Source organism: Kitasatospora sp. NPDC059160 (genome assembly GCF_042755465.1).
Taxonomy (GTDB): Bacteria; Actinomycetota; Actinomycetes; order Streptomycetales; family Streptomycetaceae; genus Kitasatospora.
The window spans coordinates 33793-50743 of sequence record NZ_JBHZCN010000071.1; the positions used below are offsets into that span (position 1 = coordinate 33793).

The window sequence follows — 16951 nt, forward strand, 5'->3', positions numbered from 1 at the left end:
ATGCCCGACCGCAGCACCGCACGAGCCGGCCAGGCACCCGCCGTCACCGGCCCCACGGACCTGCGCAACGTCGTCCTCGTCGGCTCCAGCGGTGTGGGCAAGACCACCCTCGCCGAATCCCTCGCCCTCGCCGCCGGCGCCACCGCCCGCCCCGGCCGCGTCGCCGACGGCACCACCGTCTCCGACCACGAGGACATCGAGCACCAGCAGCAGCGCTCCGTCCAGCTCTCGCTGCTCCCCCTCGAATGGAAGGGCGTCAAGATCAACCTGATCGACCCGCCCGGCCACCCCGACTTCGCCGCCGACCTGCGCGCCGCCCTGCACGCCGCCGACGCCGCCGTCTTCGTCGTCTCCGCCACCGACCCGGTCACCGCCCCCACCCGCGCCCTCTGGCGCGAGTGCGCCGCCGAGGGCATCCCCCGGGCCATCGCCGTCGCCAAACTCGACCTCGCCCGCACCGGCTTCGACGACATCCTCACCAGCTGCCACGACGCCTTCGAGCTCGGCCCGGACACCCTGCGCCCGCTCTTCCTGCCCGTCCTCCACGACGGACACCCCGACGGCAGCGTCGACCTCCTCACCGGCGACACCTACGGCGACGCCGATCCCCTCCCCGACACCGGCCCCGCCCACGAGAGCCTCGTCGAAGCCATCTCCGGCCAGGACGACACCCTCATGGAGCGCTACCTCTCCGGCGACCCCCTCGACACCGACTCCCTCGAAGCCGGGCTGCGCCGCGAAGTCCTCAACTGCACCCTCCACCCCGCCGTCCCCACCAGCGACAACGGCCTCGGCGCCGCCGAACTCCTCGACCTGATCACCCACGCCTTCCCGAACCCCACCGAACGCACCCGCCCCGCCCCCGCCTGCGACCCCGACGCCCCGCTCGCCGCCCAGGTCGTCCGCGTCACCGGCGACGCCTACGTCGGCCGGATCAGCCTGCTGCGCGTCTACGCCGGCACCCTGCGCCCCGACAGCCGGATCCACCTCGTCGGCCCCGCCCACACCGCCGACCAGAACGGCGACGAACGCGTCACCGGCCTCACCAGCCCCTTCGGCAAACTCCAGCGCCCCGTCCCGCACGCCGTCGCCGGAGACCTCGTCTGCGCCGCCAAACTCACCACCGCCCGGGCCGGCGACACCGTCCACGACCCCGGCCACCCCGTCGAACTCGACGGCTGGACCCTCCCCGAACCCCTGCTCCCGATCGCCGTCGAAGCCCACAGCAAGGCCGACGACGACAAGCTCTCCCAGGCCCTCACCCGGCTCACCGCCGAGGACCCGGCCCTACGGCTCGAACAGAACCCCGACACCCACCAGCTCGTCCTCTGGTGCACCGGCGAAGCCCACGCCGAGGTCGTCCTCGACCGGCTGCGCACCCGCCACGGCGTCCACGTCGACACCGTCGAACCCAAGGTCGCCCTGCGCGAGACCTTCGGCACCGCCGCCGCCGGCCACGGACGCCTCGTCAAACAGTCCGGCGGCCACGGCCAGTACGCCATCTGCGACCTGGAGGTCGAACCCCTCCCGGCCGGCTCCGGCTTCGAGTTCCAGGAGCACGTCGTCGGCGGCGCCGTCCCCAAGCACTTCATCCCCTCCGTCGAGAAGGGCGTCCGCGCCCAGCTCGCCAAGGGCGTCGCCACCGGCTTCCCGCTCGTCGACGTCCGGGTCACCCTCACCGACGGCAAGGCGCACTCCGTCGACTCCTCCGACGCCTCCTTCCAGAACGCCGCCGCCCTCGCCCTGCGCGACGCCGCCGAACACGCCGTCATCCGGCTGCTCGAACCCGTCGCCGCCGTCAGCGTCCTGCTGCCCGACGAGTACCTCGGCGCCGTCCTCGGCGACCTCTCCGCACGCCGCGGCCGCGTCCTCGGCACCGAAACCGGCGGCCAGGGGCTGACCCTGCTGCGCGCGGAGGTCCCCGAACTCGAACTCGTCCGCTACCCGGTCGACCTGCGCTCCCTCACCCACGGCACCGCCGAGTTCTCCCGCGCCTACCTGCGCCACGAACCCATGCCCGCCGCCCTGGCCGGGCGCTACACCGACTGAGCCGGCTTCCGGTTCGGCAGCGCGCACGCCGCCGTACCCCCCGGCATCCGGTGCCGGTTCCGCGACACCCATCGGTACACCGCAGCCGCCACCGGCCGCACCGGCGCCAAGGTCAACAGCGCGCCCAGGTACGCCCACGCGCCCCCGGTGCGCAGCAGCAGCCGCGCCACCGCCTGCGCGCCCCCGTACACCCGGCCGGCCGGCGTCACCCACAGCACCTCGCGCTCGGCCCGCTCGGCCGCCACCTCACCGCGGCCGCCCGCCACCGCGTCCAGCTCCGCCAGGTCCGCGAACTGGAACGGCACCGCCTCCCAGCCACCCGAGGCCAGCGTCTGCCGCAGGTACCGCTCCCCCCAGCGCACGCAGGACGAACAGAACGCGCAGTCCCCGTCGAAGACCAGCACCGGATCCTTCACCACGACAACCCCCTTCATCGCCTTCACCTCCATCCTCCTCCACCCTCACGCCGTCGGCCCGGGCGGGTATCGACCCGGCCGAAGCTGGGCATCATGCCCCTCAGGCCCCGGTGCGGCCGGAACGCACCGCTTCGTGACGGTAGTTCAGACGATCATCCGCGCAGGGGTGCCACGGCACGGTAACCTGCCGCTGACAAGGGGAGGAGCAGACGCCACCGTGGCCACACTCGACATGACCCCGGGTGCGCAGATACCCCGGACCGACACCGGCCCGCAGACGGCCGTCACCCAGGCGCTCTCCTCCGCCGCCTACCGCGACGGCGAGATCGGCAAGTTCGTCACCGACGTCACCGACGCCAAGGAGAAGAAGGGCCGCTTCGCGCTCTTCCGCCCCAACCTCGGCGAGGCCTTCAGCAAGGCCCTGGTCTCGCGCGCCCTCGGCGGCGACCGCAAGCCCCTCGTCCCCTCCTTCGGCGTCGACACCCGCCAGGTCGTCGAGCACTGCCTGGCCGCCGAGGAACTCCGGCACGCCCGCGACCGGCAGCTCAGCACCGTCACCGTCGTCACCGGCCTGCTCTTCCTCCCCGGCACCCTGATCTGGCTCGGCGCCTTCCAACTGCGCGCCTGGCTCAAGCGGGACAGCGCCCGGGGGGCCGACACCTACGGCGCCCTCGCCCTGATCGCGGTCGCCGTCCTGGCCGGCTACCTGGCGCTGTTCCCGCCGGCGGCGGGCGTCCTCGGCGTCTACCTGCGGATCACCATGCTCGCCCCGGTGCTCGGCTGGTACCTCGCCCGCCGGATCGTCGAACGCTCCGCCACCGACCTCCGCGCCCGCTGGCAGGCCCTGGTCGAGGGCAGCGCCGTCGCCGCCACCGTCGCCAAGGCCGTCCCCCGCGACGACTTGGACAAGAAGGCCAACGACCTGCGCGACAAGCTCGGCCGGCTGGACGCCGAGCAGGAGACCAACGTCCACCACTACGCCGGCCCCAAGGGCATCCTCGGGGCCGGCCGCCGCTGGGGCGAGTGGCGCCTGGCCGACACCCTGCACCCCGCCGAGGGCCACGCCGACTTCCGGGCCTTCCACCCCTGGGACCTGGTCCGCCGGATCTCCGCCCACCTCAAGGGCCTCGGGGTCAGCCACGTCGCCAACAGCGGCATCCCCAACGTGGCCATCAAGCAGTGGGCGGTCTTCGACATCGGCGAGGGCGCGGACGAGATCAGCCGCCCCGGCGGCGCCGACATGGACGGCGAGCGGATGCGCGACTTCGCCGTGCAGAGCCTCGCCGACAAGCAGACCTTCTCCGGCGGCCCCCGGCATTACCTGGCCACCCAGTTCATCACCCACGACGGCAAGTTGATCATCACCTTCACCGTCACGGTGACCCTGCTCGCCAACGTGCTGAACATCTCGGTGGCCGGCTACGCGCTCGGCCCGGTCAAGGGCGTCTTCTTCGACAAGCCCAAGGACAAGGAGAAGTCGGTCGCCAAGACCGTGCGGTTCTGGGAGGAGCGCACCGTCAAGCTCCCCCTGATCGACAACGACGAGGTGGTCCGCCAGGCCGTCCGCGCACCGTTCCACAAGATGCCCGGCCTGCTCGGCTGGCTCGGCGGCGGCCTCGGCCTGCCCGAGCCGTTCGGACTCCGGCACTCCTGGGTCGGCACCGCCTGGAACAACCGCTCCATGGTCGACAACGCCATGAACGCCTCCGTGCCGGTGCTCAGCGCGGTGCACACCGCCACTCTGGAGTTCCTCCAGGAGCACGACCTCGACGCGGACCGCTTCTTCAAGACCCGCACCTCGATCATCAAGTCCGAGGCGCAGAGCCCCCGCCCGTACAAGGTCGACGAGTTCAGCGCCGACTGACCGGGAGCGACACGTGAAGAGGGGCCACCACCGAACTCCTCGGTGGCGGGCCCCTCTTCGCGCGTCCGGCCGGCTCAGCCCTGCGGCCAGGCCTCGGCCAGCATCTTGCGGGTGTCCGCCAGCAGCTGCGGCAGCACCTTGGTGTGGCCGACCACCGGCATGAAGTTGGTGTCCCCGCCCCAGCGCGGCACCACGTGCTGGTGCAGGTGCGCCGCGATCCCGGCCCCGGCCGCCGCGCCCTGGTTCATCCCGATGTTGAACCCGTGCGCCCCCGAGGCGGCCCGCAGCGCGGTCATCGCCTTCTTGGTGAAGTCCGCCAGCTCGGCCGTCTCCGCCTCGTCGAGGTCGGTGTAGTCGGCCACGTGCCGGTACGGGACCACCATCAGGTGCCCGCCGTTGTACGGGTACAGGTTCAGCACCGCGAACACGGCGCTCCCCCGGGCGATGACCAGCCCCTCCTCGTCGCTCAGCGACGGGATCGAGCAGAACGGACAACCGTCGTCCGGAGCCGGGCCGGTGGGCTTGTTCTCACCCTGGATGTACGCCATCCGATGGGGGGTCCACAGGCGGCGGAAGCCGTCCGGCTCACCGACACCCCGCTGCAGTTCCGGCTCAGTCGTCATGCTGATCAGCATATTCGCCCGGGGGTGCTTGCAAAGCCGCGCGGGGCAGACTCTTGAAGAGCCTGCCCCGCGCTTAACCTCGGCGACTGCCTCGGCGACCGGAACGCCGTTAGGGTCACCCCCGCTCAGGCGGGGAACTCACACCTGGATACGGCGCGCCACGGCATCAACGATCTCGGCGATGGCCTGGTCACGCGGCACGCCGTTCTTCTGCTCGCCGTTGCGGTAACGGAAGGAGACCGCGCCCGCCTCGACATCGTCGTTGCCGGCGATCAGCATGAACGGGACCTTGGTCTTCTGGGCGTTCCTGATCTTCTTCTGCATGCGGTCGTCCGAGGTGTCCACCTCGACCCGGATCCCCTGCTTCTTGAGCTCGGCCGCGACCTCCAGCAGGTACGGCACGTGCTCGTCGGTGATCGGGATGCCGGTCACGGTGACCGGAGCCAGCCACGGCGGCATGGCACCGGCGTAGTGCTCCAGCAGCACCGCGAAGAACCGCTCGATCGAACCGAACAGCGCACGGTGGATCATGACCGGCCGCTGACGCGAACCGTCCGCCGCCGTGTACTCCAGGTCGAAGCGCTCGGGCAGGTTGAAGTCGAGCTGGATGGTCGACATCTGCCAGGTACGGCCGATGGCGTCCCGCGCCTGCACCGAGATCTTCGGGCCGTAGAAGGCCGCGCCGCCCGGGTCCGGGACCAGCGGCAGGCCCTGCTTCTCGGCCACGCTCGCCAGGACGCGGGTGGCCTCCTCCCAGGTCTCGTCCGAACCGACGTACTTGACCGGGTCCTTGGTCGACAGCTCCAGGTAGAAGTCGGTCAGACCGTAGTCACGGAGGAGGTTGAGCACGAAGGTCAGCGTGGAGTCGAGCTCCTCCGCCATCTGCTCACGGGTGCAGTAGATGTGGGCGTCGTCCTGCGTGAAGCCGCGGGCACGGGTCAGGCCGTGCACCACACCGGACTTCTCGTAGCGGTACACCGTCCCGAACTCGAAGAGGCGCAGCGGCAGTTCACGGTACGAGCGGCCGCGCGCGTCGAAGATCAGGTTGTGCATCGGGCAGTTCATCGGCTTGAGGTAGTAGTCCACGCCCTCGTCGAGCTGCATGGGCGGGTACATACCGTCCGCGTACCAGTCGAGGTGGCCGCTCTTCTCGAAGAGCTTCCCCTTGGTGGCGTGCGGGGTGTAGACGAACTCGTAGCCCTCTTCCTCGTGCCGCTTGCGCGAGTAGTCCTCCATCGCGCGGCGGATGATGCCGCCCTTGGGGTGGAAGACGGCGAGGCCGGAGCCGATCTCCTCGGGGATGGAGAAGAGGTCGAGCTCGTTGCCGAGCTTGCGGTGGTCGCGCTTCTCGGCCTCGACGAGGAAGTCGAGGTGGGCCTTGAGCTCGTCCTTGGTCGGCCAGGCGGTCCCGTAGATGCGCTGCAGCATCGGGTTCTTCTCGCTGCCGCGCCAGTACGCGGCGGCGTTGCGCATCAGCTTGAACGCCGGGATGTGGCGGGTGCTGGGCAGGTGCGGGCCGCGGCAGAGGTCGCCCCAGCACTGCTCGCCGCTCTTGGCGTCCAGGTTGTCGTAGATGGTGAGCTCGCCGGCGCCGACCTCGACGTCGGCGCCCTCGCCGGCGGTGGCGGCGGAGCCCTTGAGGCCGATCAGCTCCAGCTTGTACGGCTCGGCGGCCAGCTCCTCGGCGGCGGCCTCGTCGGTGACCACGCGGCGGGAGAACTTCTGCCCGCGCTTGATGATCTCCTGCATCCGCTTCTCGATGGCCTTGAGGTCATCGGGGTGGAAGGGCTTCTCGACGTCGAAGTCGTAGTAGAAGCCGTCCTTGACCGGCGGGCCGATGCCGAGCTTGGCCTCGGGGTAGAGCTGCTGCACGGCCTGGGCCATGACGTGCGCGGTGGAGTGGCGCAGGATGTCCAGGCCGTCCTTGCTGCCGATCGCGACCGGCTCGACCTCGTCGCCGTCCTGGACGGCGTACGCGAGGTCCTTGAGCTGGCCGCCGACGCGGGCGGCGATGATCGAGCGGTCGTCGGCGAAGAGCTCGGCGGCCGTAGTGCCCGTGGTCACCACGCGCTCTTCCCGATCGGGTTCGCGGTTGATGATTACCCGGACGTCCGTCACCGGTCTCTCCTGACGTGCTGGATTCAGAGGACGCAACACTGCGCTGCGCGTGACGATGGTACCGAGAGCACCAGCCGCACCGCGCACTCAGGACCTCTCCCCTCTCTCCTGGAGCCCCTTGAGCAGCCGCTCGCGGTCGTCGTCCGCCCAACCGCACAGCTCCAGGCCGTGCGGGCGGGTCAGCCGGCGGAAGCCGTCGCGGCGTTCCAGGCGGCCGGAGACCCGGACCGGGACGCCGGTGAGGTGGGCCTCGGCGGCGAGCCGGTAGTCGGGGTCGGGCAGTCCGACCTTGAGTTCGCGGACCTCGGCGCCGCCGAGCACCCGGAGCCGTATCGAGCCCGGTCCGGCGGGGTCGGCGCGCTTGAGCCGGACGACCACGCCGACGACGGTGACGTCGACGGCGGGTTCGATCCGCTCCAGCAGTTCGGCGGCCTCGGCGAGGGCGGGCAGGTCCCCGGGGGAGAAGTCGAGCTCGATCCGGCGGTCGCCGAATCCGCCCGGGGTGCCGGCGGCGGGCGACCAGGCAACGGTGAGCCGGGCGGCGGTCGCGCCGCGGACGAGGTCCTCGACGGACCGGACGAGTTCGCGGCTGACCCCGGAGCGGACGGCGTTCTCGAAGGCCTCGGGCCCGCCGCTGACCCGGCGGTAGTCGACCGCGTCGCGCAGCGCCTCCAGGGCGCGGACCAGCGTGGTGACGGCGGTGCGGCCCTCGGGGGCGGGGGTGTAGGCGGTGAGGGCGGCGCCCTGGTCGACGGCGCCCTGTTCGACCAGGAGGACGCGGTCCAGGAACTCCCCGGCGAGGCCGTCCAGCCGGGCACCGAAGTAGCCGGCGGTGGTCCGGCCGGCCTTGGCCCCGGCGGCGAGCATCGAGCGCGCGGCCCGCTGGAGCCGTTCGGCGTCGTCCCAGGGGGTGGCGTCGGCGGGGCCGGGCAGTTCGCGGCGCCAGTTGAGCTCGTCGCCGGGGACGACGAGGGCGAGGAGGATCGAGCGGGCGGAGGGGGTGCGGGAGCGGGAGAGCGCGGTGACGGCGTCGGTGAGGAGGTCGACGGCGTCGTCGAAGCCGTCGGCGGTGGGGAGGAGGAGGCTGGTGCCGGGTTCGCCGTCCGGCGGGGTCCAGCGGCCGTACCGGGCGGCGGGGCCGCCGCGCCGGATCCAGCCGTGCCGGGCGAGCAGGGTGGCGAGCACCGCGGGGTCGACCGTGGCCGGGTCGGGCAGGGCCCGGACCTCCGGTCCGTTCGGCAGGGTCATGGGCGTGCTTCCTCGCTGCCGGGGCCGGGCGGTCACGGGCTGCCGCCCGCGCCGACCCGGGCCATGATGTCGCAGAGCGCGCGGTCGTCGAAGACCTTGTCGGTGGGCACCCGGACGTTGGTGCGCCGCTTCCCGGTGACGGGGTGGCCGGCCAGGTTGACCCAGTAGCAGCAGTGCCGCAGTTCGAGGGCGTCCGGGCGGGCCCGGAGCCAGTGGTCGACCCGGCGCGGCAGCAGCATCACGACCAGGATCCGCGGGACGGCGACCCGGGCACGGGCGAGCTTGCGCAGGTGGTCGTTGTCCAGGGTGAAGCTGAAGAACGGCCCGGCCGGACCGGGTGCGATCTGCTGGGTCGCCTTGAGCTGGATCTTGATGGTGACCTCGTCGTCCACGTCGTGCTCCCGGGAGCCGTGGCTGACCTGCCAGTCGATGCCGTTGTCCGGGAACGGCTGGGAGAGCGAGCAGCCGGCCGCCGCGGCAACCGCGTGCAGGTAGCCGACCTGCAGCGTCTCCATGCAGGCGGTGACCGCGAGGTTCCCCCTGAGTGTGGTCGCCGCGCCGTCGGGCTGCGGCTGTGTCAGTGCCATCGCCCCGTGGCCTCCCCCGGCTCCGGGCCCGTCCGGGCCGAGCGGCCCAGTGGCAGGATCCCCGGTCGGAGCTGGGCCAAACGGGTTGAGCGACCGTCAGAACCGGGTATCACCAGGGCGCGGAACGCACGCCTGAGGGGCAGTCATGCAGCAGCACTGGTACACCGGCCCGCTCGCTTCCTTCGACACCGAGACGACCGGCGTGGACGTGGAGTCCGACCGCATCGTCTCCGCCGCCCTGGTCGTCCAACTCACCCCGGGCGCACCGGCGCAGACCACCACCTGGCTCGCCGATCCGGGTGTCCCGATCCCGGACGGGGCGCGGGCGGTGCACGGCATCACCGACGACCAGGTCCGCACGTACGGGCGCCCGGCCCGCACGGTGGTGGCCGAGGTCACCCGCGCGCTGGCGGCCCAGGCGCGGGCCGGCCGCCCGGTGGTGGTGATGAACGCCCCCTACGACCTGACCCTGCTGGACCGGGAGTTGCGGCGCCACCACGGCCTGCCGTTGAGCACCGGGCTGGACGGGGCGGGGCTGGTGGTACTGGATCCGCGGGTGCTGGACAAGCACGTGGACCGCTACCGCAAGGGCCGGCGGACGCTGACCGACCTGTGCGCCCACTACGGGGTGGACCTCGCCGGGGCGCACGACGCGGCGGCGGACGCGACGGCGGCCCTGTCGTTGATCCGGCGCATAGGCGCCCGCTATCCGGCGGCGCTCGGCGGGCTGACGGCGGCGGAGCTGCACCTGCGGCAGGCGGTCTGGCACGCGGCGCAGGCCCGGGGGCTGCAGGCCTGGTTCGACCGCTCGGGAACGCCGGAGCGGGTGGACCTGTCGTGGCCGCTGCGGCCGGCCCGGTGCGTCTGCGGTCGTCGGCTGGAGCCGGAGCACGGGTGCCGGGCGGCGGCATAGCCCTTCACCGGCACGACGGCCCGGAACGCGCCGCAGGCCCCGACCGGTTTCCTGGTCAGGGCCTGCGTGCTGTCCGGGTGGGCGATACTGGGATCGAACCAGTGACCCCTTCGGTGTGAACGAAGTGCTCTCCCGCTGAGCTAATCGCCCGGGCAACGAGAAGAACTCTAGCACCATTCGGGGGCGGTCGTACAACTCGCTCTTCCGGGGTACGGCCGACGCACCCACAGAACTCGCGCTCCGCACGGAAGATGACTGGCCCTCAGCCGGATTCGATACCGGCTCTTCGGATGGATTTCCGGAAATACATGTGAGGCCCAGCCGATAATCGACTGGGCCTCACATATCACAATGCATTCCGGTGGGCGATACTGGGATCGAACCAGTGACCCCTTCGGTGTGAACGAAGTGCTCTCCCGCTGAGCTAATCGCCCGGGTGCAGGGAAAACATTACCGCATCCCGGAGGGTGCTCCGAACACCCCGCCCGCCGGCGACCCCGCCCCGACGCCCGGGGCCGGGGCCTCCCCGCCACCCGTCCCGTCCCTCCCCGCCCGCGCGCACGACTCGTCGGGCCCGGCCGCACCACCCGCTCCCCTGTTCCCGGCCCGCCCGGCACTCCGACGGACCGCCTGCACGCCGAACCGGAATCCGACCGAGAAGAACCGCCGGTAATGCCCCGGGCGGGTACTCCGGGGCGATTCCGCAATGCGCCGTAAGGGGTACGACTCGCGCCCGAATCGGGACAGAGGGGTTTACATCGGTCTTGGGGGTGGGATGGTCCGTTCGCCGACGTGCGATTCCCCGAGCGCACACTGAGCGAAAGGCCATGGCGCTTATGAACACCACGGTCAGCTGCGAGCTGCACCTGCGCCTCATCGTGTCCAGCGAGTCCTCACTGCCCGTCCCCGCGGGCCTGCGCTACGACACCGCCGACCCCTACGCCGTGCACGCCACGTTCCACACGGGCGCCGACGAGACCGTGGAGTGGGTGTTCGCCCGAGATCTCCTCGCGGAGGGGCTGCACCGACCCACCGGTACCGGCGACGTCCGGGTGTGGCCGTCGCGCAGCCACGGGCAAGGGGTGGTCTGCATCGCCCTGAGCTCTCCGGAAGGAGAAGCCCTGCTGGAAGCCCCGGCCCGCGCGCTTGAGTCGTTCCTCAAGCGGACGGACGCCGCGGTGCCCCCCGGCACCGAACACCGTCACTTCGACCTCGACCGGGAGCTGTCCCACATCCTCGCCGAAAGCTGACCCCGACCGGAGGCGGTCCAGCCCCGCTGTCGGCGGGGCCGTACTTCCTGCCGTCATCGCTGCCGTCCTACTCGGGGGCACGGCAGCGGACTCAGCCGCGCACCACGCGGTCTCGGGGCCGGTGAAACGGCCCGCTCCCACCGGAGCGGGGCCACAGCACCGCAGGCGCCCGGCATCGGAGCCGGCCATCCGTCACGGGTGGCCGGCCTCGCTGCCGGGCGCCACCGTCGTTTCCGGGGCCCCCGGCGGCTCCTCCCGGGCCGCGGGGCGAGGGGCTCGGCGGGGCCGCCGACACCCAGCCGCGCCCAGACCGGGACACTCCGCCGGAATCCGTACAGGCCTTCGAACGAAGGCGCCGCCCTTATGCCGCAAGGGCCGGTATGGTCTGGGGTAACCGTGGACGCGGGGTACCGGAGTCCCCCTGCGCGAGGAGTCCCAACGTGCTGATCACCCATGACACCGAGTGCGCGCTGAGCATCCTCGTGGATCTGCTCAACACCGCGCCCGAGGTGTGCGGCGACGAGCGACTGCCGGACGTCGCCGCGCTGGACGCCTTCGTGGGCCGCCAGGAGATCAGCGAGATCGACTCGCTGACCGAGGACGACCTGCGCCAGGTGCAGGAGCTGCGCACCCGGCTGCGCGAGGTGTTCTGGACGGAGTCCACCGAAGCGGCCGCCGAGCTGGTCAACGCGATCGTCGCGGCCGCCGGGACGACGCCCCGGCTGGTCAACCACGACCACCACGACTGGCACATCCACTACTTCGCCCCGCACGCCGCGCTCGGGCCCCACCTCGCGGCGGAACTCGGCATGGCGCTGGCCTTCATCCTGATGGCGGGCGAGCGGGAGCGGCTGCGCCGGTGCGAGGCGCCGGACTGCGCGCGGGTCTTCGTGGACCTCTCCCGGAACCGCTCCCGGCGCTACTGCGACAGCCGCACCTGCGGGAACCGGCTGCACGTCGCCGCCTACCGGGCGCGCCAGCGGTCGGCGGAGGCCGTCGCCCCCGCCTGACCGGCGCCGCATCTCCCGCCCGGCTCAGATTCCGCGTTTGCGGAGGATCTCCTCGATGTCGGCGAAGTCGCCGAGGCCGTCGTCCCGCTTGCCCGCCTGCGGCTTGCCGGACGCCTTGGGGTCCCTCGACGCCTTGGGCGCCTTGGGTGCCTGGGCCACCGCCGGACGCTCCGGAGCCGCTCCGGCCGCGGCCGGACGCTCCGCGGAGGACTCCACCTCACCGCGCCGGCCCGGCCAGCGGCTGGCGAACAGCAGCGCGGCGGAGACGCCGAGCAGCACCAGGCCCGTCCACACCCGGGGGTCGAAGACCAGCTTGGCCGCCCAGTCGGCGAACTCCCGGCCGATCGTGCTCGCCAGCGGGAACAGTCCGGTCAGGTAGAGCCCGGCGGGCAGCAGGGCGACCGCGAACCAGCGGGTCGCCGAGCGGAAGCGCCGCCGCCGGGCCCGCAGGCCCGCGACGGCCACGCCGCCGGCCGTGAGGAGGAAACTGATCGCCGCGGTCAGCACGGGTGCGCCCCTTCGCTTCCGGTGGTCCTGGACATCGGTGCCTCCCTCTCGGTCCGCCCTCGGGCGCACCGCCGGGCGGGGGCGGGCACCCACTAGTGGAACACTGGGGGAATGATCGATGGTTCCCTCCCCCGCCTCGAGTTCTGGTGCGACCTCCAGTGCCCGGACTGCCGCACCGCCCTGGACGACGTACGGGCGCTGCGCGCGCAGTACGGCGACGCGCTCTCCGTCGAGCTGCGGCACTTCCCGCTGGAGAAGCACAAGCACGCCTACGCCGCGGCGGAGGCGGCCGAGGAGGCGTTCGCCCAGGGGCTGGGGTGGCCGTTCGTGGAGGCGCTGCTGGCCCGGGTCGAGGAGTTGGACGCCCGGGGGCAGAAGCTGCTGCTGGAGGTGGCCCGGGAGGTCGGGGTGGACGCCGAGGAGGTCGACACCGCGCTGGTCGACGGCCGGCACATGCTGATCGTGGACTCCGACCAGGCCGAGGGCAAGGCGATCGGGGTCACCGGGACGCCGACGTACGTGATCGGCCGCGAGCGGTTGGACGGCGGGAAGAGCCAGGACGGGCTGCGCGAGCGGATCGTCGCGGTCATCGAAGCGGCGAAGGCATCCTGACCGACGCACCTGACGCCCCGTCGGCCTGACGCTGCGTCAACTGCTCACAGCGGCTTGCCGTAACAGCGGTTGACGACCCGGTAGCCGAGCGAGGCGTAGAGCCGGAGGGCGGCCCGGTTGCCGGAGAAGACGTTCAGGCCGAGTTCGCGCACTCCGGCGGCCAGGCACTCCCGCTCGGCGAGCAGCATCAGGGTGCGGCCGTGGCCCCGGCCTCGGTGGGCCCGGTCCACCTCGACCACCATGACCCAGGCGAGCGGGGTGCCGTCCGGCAGGTCGCGCAGGTGGAGGTTCACCCAGAGCGAGCCGAGCGGCTCGGGGGCGCCGCCCGGGCCGTGGAGGCGGCGCAGGGCGACGCCGGGGGTCTCGACGCCCTGCTGGAGGACGTTGCGGTGGTCCAGGCGTGACTTGGCGCGGGCCTGCGCCTCGGTGAGGCCGGAGTCCCGCAGGGACTGGACGTACTCCCGCGCGGCCCGGTCGATCCAGGCGGGGAACTCGGCGGCGTCGATCGGGCGGGCGGTGACACCGGCGGGCAGCGGCGGGGCGGCGGTCAGGCTCTTGCCCAGGTTCCGCATCCGCTCGGTGTAGCCGAGGGCGGCGACCAGCCCCCGGGCGATCGGGGCGGACTCGGGGACGACGACGTCGACCCGGGTGCAGCCCCAGGCGCGCAGCACCTCCTCCGCGGCCAGGGCGCCGAAGGTGCCGCGGCCCCGACCGCGGCCCTCCGTGATCTCCAACTCCGCTATCTCACCCCAGAGTTCACTGTCGTGACGGGCCGAGCTGGTGCGCAGGGCGCCGACCTGGTGGCCGTTCGCGAGGATCCGCCAGCGTCTGGTGCGGCCGCCGGCCGTGGTGGGTGTCTCCGGGCCCTCGGGGCGCAGCGTGGTGGTCATGTCGTGGTCCCTTCCCCTCGCCGGGAAGGTTATCCGCGCTGCCCGGGGCGTCTGCCCGGCCGTTTCCCCGGGGTCAGGGGTCGAGGTCGTCGCCGCTGCGCTCGGCGAAGACGGCCATGGCCTTGGCGGTGACCGGGCCGGTGCCGGGCAGCCGGCGGTCGTCGACGCGGGTGACGGCCTGAACGTCGCGGGTGGTGGAGGTCAGGAAGATCTCCTCGGCCTCCTCGAGGACGCCGAGCGGGAGGTCGGCCTCCTCGGCGCCGCACCAGTCGACGACCAGCTGCCGGGTGATCCCGGCCAGGCAGCCGGAGGCGAGCGGCGGGGTGAGCAGGCGGCCGCCGAGGACCACGAAGACGTTGGAGCCGGTGCCCTCGCAGAGTCGGCCCGCGGTGTTGGCGAACAGGGCCTCGGAGGCGCCGGTGCGGTGGGCGGCGGCGAGGGCGACCACGTTCTCGGCGTACGAGGTGGTCTTGAGGCCGGCGACGGCGCTGTGCTCGTTGCGGCGCCAGGGGACGACGGCGACGGCGGTCTCGTCGGGGCGGGGGCCGATGGCGTTGAAGCCGACCACCAGGGTGGGGCCGGTGGTGCCGCGCTCCGAGCTGAGGGGGGCGTCGCCGCCGGTGTAGGTGACGCGCAGGCGGCCGAGCGGGGCCGGGTTGGCGGCGAGGACCTGGGCGCAGGCCTCGCGGACCACGGCGTGGTCCGGGTCGGGCAGGCCGAGGCCGCGGGCGGAGCGGGTGAGCCGGTCGAGGTGGCGGGTGACCGCGAAGGCCCGGCCGTCGACGGACTTCATGGTCTCGAAGACGCCGTCGCCGGTGGTGAGGCCGTGGTCGAGGACCGAGACGGCGGCGTGGGCGGAGTCGACCAGGGTTCCGTTGACCCAGCTCGTGGTGCGGGTGTTCATCGAGGGCTGCTCCTAGACACGGTTCCTAGACACGGTGCGGCTCGGGGGCGGTGTCGATGCCGGGCTCGCTGCCCGACGCTATCGCGACGAGTCGGGCGGCCTTGAGCTCGGTTTCCGCCCACTCGCGTTCCGGGTCGGAGCCCCAGGTGATGCCGGCGCCGGTGCCGAAGCGCAGGACCGGTACCCGCGGGTCCTGCCGGTCGAGCCAGAAGGTGCGGATGCCGACGGCGAGTTCACCCTCGCCGCGGTCGGCGTCGACCCAGCCGATCGCGCCGCAGTAGGGGCCGCGGGGGGCGGTCTCCAGGGCGTCGATGATCCGCAGGGCACTGGACTTGGGGGCGCCGGTGACCGAGCCGGGCGGGAAGGTCGCGTCGAGCAGTTCGGGCCAGCCGGCGCCGTCGCGCAGGGTGCCCTCGACGGTGGAGACCAGGTGGACCAGGCCGGGGTGCTTCTCGACGACGCAGAGGTCGGGCACGGTGACGGTACCGGTCCCGCAGACCCGGCCGAGGTCGTTGCGGACCAGGTCGACGATCATCACGTTCTCGGCGTGGTCCTTGTCGAGGAGGTCGTCCTCGGTGCGGCCGGTGCCCTTGATCGGGCCGGACGAGACGGTGCGCCCGGTGCGGTGCAGGTAGAGCTCCGGGGAGGCGGTGGCGATCTCGACGCCGTGGTCGGGCAGTCGGACGGTCCCGGCGTAGGGGGCGGGGTTGCCGCGGGCGAGGAGGCCGGTGAGGGCGTCGATGTCGCTGCGGTCGGGGTCGGGCAGCGGCGCGGAGAGCACCCGGCAGAGGTTGGCCTGGTAGACCTCGCCGGCGGCTATGTGCGCGCGGATGCGGCGTACGCCCGCGGTGTAGGCGGCGCGGTCCAGGGAGCTGTGCCAGCTGCCGGCGTCCGGGCCGTGCCAGCCCGCGCCGGAGGGCGGGGCGGGCGCGGGGCGGACCTCGTCGAAGCGGGCGCAGGTCAGTCGGCCCTCGAAGTCGTAGGCGACGGCCCAGTAGCCGGAGGAGTCGAGCGCGGCCGGGTCCGAGGTGACGTCGCGCAGTCCGGTGGCCAGGCGGCCGCCGAAGCGGGCGAGCGGGGTGCGGGGGTCGGGATGGCCGGACACGGTTCTCCTGCGCGGTGGTGCTGGGGGGTGGCGGTGCTTGAAGTGTAGGTCGGGGGCGTGCCCCGGGTCGGGCCCGAGCCCGCCGCGCCCCCGCGTACGAGCAGCTGAGTGCGTCGCGCCGGTGTGCGCCGGGTGGCCTGCGGATGATCGTCCGGGAGCGCCGCAGGTGGTGGCCGGTGACCGGCCGGAGGGGCTGACGGAACGGCACTCCGTCGGCATCCCCTCGGCACGCTGCGGGAACGGATTTTTAGCTGGCCCGGGAATCCGCTAGAGTTCAACACGTCGCCAGGGAGCGCAGCCGAGGAAAAGCGGTGAAGGTCCCGGGGAGACAGGCGGACGTAGCTCAGTTGGTAGAGCATCACCTTGCCAAGGTGAGGGTCGCGAGTTCGAATCTCGTCGTCCGCTCGATGGAGAACAGTGTAAGGTCGTTCTTCATGCGTTGCCTGGTGGAGTGGCCGAGAGGCGAGGCAACGGCCTGCAAAGCCGTGTACACGGGTTCAAATCCCGTCTCCACCTCCAAGGGGTTCTCCCGGTTCCACCGGGAGACCTCCCCGCGCGATTAGCTCAGCGGGAGAGCACTACCTTGACACGGTAGGGGTCACTGGTTCAATCCCAGTATCGCGCACGTCGGACCTCACGAGGTCCGCTGCACAACCGCCTCACCAGGCGCGATTAGCTCAGCGGGAGAGCACTACCTTGACACGGTAGGGGTCACTGGTTCAATCCCAGTATCGCGCACAGTAACGAGCCCTTCGAGGCTCGCTGCACAACCGCCTCACCAGGCGCGATTAGCTCAGCGGGAGAGCACTACCTTGACACGGTAGGGGTCACTGGTTCAATCCCAGTATCGCGCAC

Annotated in this window: 15 protein-coding genes and 7 tRNA genes; 11 read left to right on the forward strand and 11 right to left on the reverse strand. The window is 72.3% G+C overall.

Annotation, left to right across the window (positions count from 1 at the left end; translation table 11 throughout):
* The gene (locus ACFXOZ_RS27490) at positions 1 to 2049 is read left to right on the forward strand and encodes an elongation factor G-like protein EF-G2 (protein ID WP_380593127.1); all 2049 of its coding nucleotides are present in this window, start codon (positions 1 to 3) and stop codon (positions 2047 to 2049) included.
* Here ACFXOZ_RS27490 and ACFXOZ_RS27495 read toward each other — a convergent pair.
* Positions 2037 to 2483, reverse strand: a complete 447-nt coding sequence (locus ACFXOZ_RS27495) for a thiol-disulfide oxidoreductase DCC family protein (RefSeq protein WP_380526857.1) — start codon at positions 2481 to 2483, stop codon at positions 2037 to 2039. The genes ACFXOZ_RS27490 and ACFXOZ_RS27495 overlap by 13 nt on opposite strands.
* A 199-nt stretch (positions 2484 to 2682) precedes the next feature.
* Here ACFXOZ_RS27495 and ACFXOZ_RS27500 point away from each other — a divergent pair, with 199 nt between their 5' ends.
* Entirely contained in the window at positions 2683 to 4329 is a 1647-nt protein-coding gene (locus tag ACFXOZ_RS27500; RefSeq protein WP_380593128.1) for a hypothetical protein, read from the forward strand.
* Between the two features lie 74 nt (positions 4330 to 4403).
* On the opposite strand, the gene ACFXOZ_RS27505 is transcribed toward ACFXOZ_RS27500, so the two are convergent.
* The 4 genes from ACFXOZ_RS27505 to ACFXOZ_RS27520 form a co-directional block, all read right to left on the reverse strand.
* Positions 4404 to 4964, reverse strand: a complete 561-nt coding sequence (locus tag ACFXOZ_RS27505; RefSeq protein ID WP_350507180.1) for an HIT domain-containing protein — start codon at positions 4962 to 4964, stop codon at positions 4404 to 4406.
* A 126-nt stretch (positions 4965 to 5090) separates the two neighbouring features.
* Positions 5091 to 7070, reverse strand: a complete 1980-nt coding sequence (thrS, locus tag ACFXOZ_RS27510; protein WP_380526822.1) for a threonine--tRNA ligase — start codon at positions 7068 to 7070, stop codon at positions 5091 to 5093.
* A gap of 87 nt (positions 7071 to 7157) precedes the next feature.
* Positions 7158 to 8318, reverse strand: coding sequence for a hypothetical protein (locus ACFXOZ_RS27515; protein ID WP_380593129.1), 1161 nt, complete (start codon positions 8316 to 8318; stop codon positions 7158 to 7160).
* Between the two features lie 32 nt (positions 8319 to 8350).
* On the reverse strand, positions 8351 to 8905 hold the full coding sequence (locus tag ACFXOZ_RS27520; RefSeq protein ID WP_360230145.1) for a DUF4365 domain-containing protein: 555 nt from the start codon (positions 8903 to 8905) through the stop codon (positions 8351 to 8353).
* A gap of 145 nt (positions 8906 to 9050) precedes the next feature.
* Here ACFXOZ_RS27520 and ACFXOZ_RS27525 point away from each other — a divergent pair, with 145 nt between their 5' ends.
* Entirely contained in the window at positions 9051 to 9818 is a 768-nt protein-coding gene (locus ACFXOZ_RS27525) for an exonuclease domain-containing protein (RefSeq protein WP_375890042.1), read from the forward strand.
* Between the two features lie 78 nt (positions 9819 to 9896).
* On the opposite strand, the gene ACFXOZ_RS27530 is transcribed toward ACFXOZ_RS27525, so the two are convergent.
* Both ACFXOZ_RS27530 and ACFXOZ_RS27535 read right to left on the reverse strand, forming a co-directional pair.
* A tRNA-Val gene (locus tag ACFXOZ_RS27530) sits at positions 9897 to 9968 on the reverse strand.
* A 212-nt stretch (positions 9969 to 10180) separates the two neighbouring features.
* Positions 10181 to 10252, reverse strand: a tRNA-Val gene (locus ACFXOZ_RS27535).
* Positions 10253 to 10654: 402 nt separating this feature from the next.
* Between ACFXOZ_RS27535 and ACFXOZ_RS27540 the strand changes: the two genes are divergently transcribed.
* Both ACFXOZ_RS27540 and ACFXOZ_RS27545 read left to right on the forward strand, forming a co-directional pair.
* The gene (locus ACFXOZ_RS27540; RefSeq protein WP_030056266.1) at positions 10655 to 11068 is read left to right on the forward strand and encodes an SsgA family sporulation/cell division regulator; all 414 of its coding nucleotides are present in this window, start codon (positions 10655 to 10657) and stop codon (positions 11066 to 11068) included.
* Positions 11069 to 11508: 440 nt separating this feature from the next.
* Entirely contained in the window at positions 11509 to 12078 is a 570-nt protein-coding gene (locus tag ACFXOZ_RS27545) for a CGNR zinc finger domain-containing protein (protein WP_360230149.1), read from the forward strand.
* A gap of 24 nt (positions 12079 to 12102) precedes the next feature.
* On the opposite strand, the gene ACFXOZ_RS27550 is transcribed toward ACFXOZ_RS27545, so the two are convergent.
* Complete coding sequence (locus ACFXOZ_RS27550) at positions 12103 to 12585, reverse strand: hypothetical protein (protein ID WP_375890044.1); 483 nt, start codon at positions 12583 to 12585, stop codon at positions 12103 to 12105.
* Between the two features lie 111 nt (positions 12586 to 12696).
* Between ACFXOZ_RS27550 and ACFXOZ_RS27555 the strand changes: the two genes are divergently transcribed.
* Positions 12697 to 13197: a DsbA family protein gene (locus ACFXOZ_RS27555; RefSeq protein WP_380532803.1), complete on the forward strand. Its 501-nt coding sequence runs from the start codon at positions 12697 to 12699 to the stop codon at positions 13195 to 13197.
* Between the two features lie 44 nt (positions 13198 to 13241).
* Here the strand turns inward: ACFXOZ_RS27555 and ACFXOZ_RS27560 are convergent, their stop codons facing one another.
* The 3 genes from ACFXOZ_RS27560 to ACFXOZ_RS27570 all read right to left on the reverse strand — a co-directional run bounded on the left by ACFXOZ_RS27560 (position 13242) and on the right by ACFXOZ_RS27570 (position 16096).
* Positions 13242 to 14087: a GNAT family N-acetyltransferase gene (locus ACFXOZ_RS27560; RefSeq protein ID WP_375890048.1), complete on the reverse strand. Its 846-nt coding sequence runs from the start codon at positions 14085 to 14087 to the stop codon at positions 13242 to 13244.
* Positions 14088 to 14160: 73 nt separating this feature from the next.
* On the reverse strand, positions 14161 to 14991 hold the full coding sequence (locus ACFXOZ_RS27565) for an aminotransferase class IV (protein WP_380532800.1): 831 nt from the start codon (positions 14989 to 14991) through the stop codon (positions 14161 to 14163).
* A 25-nt stretch (positions 14992 to 15016) separates the two neighbouring features.
* Complete coding sequence (locus ACFXOZ_RS27570; RefSeq protein WP_375890052.1) at positions 15017 to 16096, reverse strand: chorismate-binding protein; 1080 nt, start codon at positions 16094 to 16096, stop codon at positions 15017 to 15019.
* 332 nt (positions 16097 to 16428) lie between these two features.
* Between ACFXOZ_RS27570 and ACFXOZ_RS27575 the strand changes: the two genes are divergently transcribed.
* The 5 genes from ACFXOZ_RS27575 to ACFXOZ_RS27595 all read left to right on the forward strand — a co-directional run bounded on the left by ACFXOZ_RS27575 (position 16429) and on the right by ACFXOZ_RS27595 (position 16950).
* A tRNA-Gly gene (locus ACFXOZ_RS27575) sits at positions 16429 to 16501 on the forward strand.
* 40 nt (positions 16502 to 16541) lie between these two features.
* Positions 16542 to 16615: transfer RNA gene (locus ACFXOZ_RS27580), tRNA-Cys, on the forward strand.
* 34 nt (positions 16616 to 16649) lie between these two features.
* Positions 16650 to 16721 (forward strand) — tRNA-Val (locus ACFXOZ_RS27585).
* 41 nt (positions 16722 to 16762) lie between these two features.
* Positions 16763 to 16834 (forward strand) — tRNA-Val (locus ACFXOZ_RS27590).
* A 44-nt stretch (positions 16835 to 16878) separates the two neighbouring features.
* Positions 16879 to 16950: transfer RNA gene (locus tag ACFXOZ_RS27595), tRNA-Val, on the forward strand.
* The last annotated feature ends 1 nt before the right edge of the window (position 16951 follow it).

Excerpts from the sequence above, each read along its gene's own strand:
- ACFXOZ_RS27555 (WP_380532803.1), top strand. The coding sequence starts at position 12,697 with ATGATCGATGGTTCCCTCCCCCGCCTCGAGTTCTGGTGCGACCTCCAG.
- ACFXOZ_RS27540 (WP_030056266.1), top strand. The coding sequence starts at position 10,655 with ATGAACACCACGGTCAGCTGCGAGCTGCACCTGCGCCTCATCGTGTCC.
- ACFXOZ_RS27515 (WP_380593129.1), bottom strand. The coding sequence starts at position 8,318 with ATGACCCTGCCGAACGGACCGGAGGTCCGGGCCCTGCCCGACCCGGCC.
- ACFXOZ_RS27495 (WP_380526857.1), bottom strand. The coding sequence starts at position 2,483 with ATGAAGGGGGTTGTCGTGGTGAAGGATCCGGTGCTGGTCTTCGACGGG.
- ACFXOZ_RS27490 (WP_380593127.1), top strand. The coding sequence starts at position 1 with ATGCCCGACCGCAGCACCGCACGAGCCGGCCAGGCACCCGCCGTCACC.
- ACFXOZ_RS27565 (WP_380532800.1), bottom strand. The coding sequence starts at position 14,991 with ATGAACACCCGCACCACGAGCTGGGTCAACGGAACCCTGGTCGACTCC.
- ACFXOZ_RS27525 (WP_375890042.1), top strand. The coding sequence starts at position 9,051 with ATGCAGCAGCACTGGTACACCGGCCCGCTCGCTTCCTTCGACACCGAG.
- ACFXOZ_RS27560 (WP_375890048.1), bottom strand. The coding sequence starts at position 14,087 with ATGACCACCACGCTGCGCCCCGAGGGCCCGGAGACACCCACCACGGCC.
- ACFXOZ_RS27520 (WP_360230145.1), bottom strand. The coding sequence starts at position 8,905 with ATGGCACTGACACAGCCGCAGCCCGACGGCGCGGCGACCACACTCAGG.
- ACFXOZ_RS27505 (WP_350507180.1), bottom strand. The coding sequence starts at position 4,964 with ATGCTGATCAGCATGACGACTGAGCCGGAACTGCAGCGGGGTGTCGGT.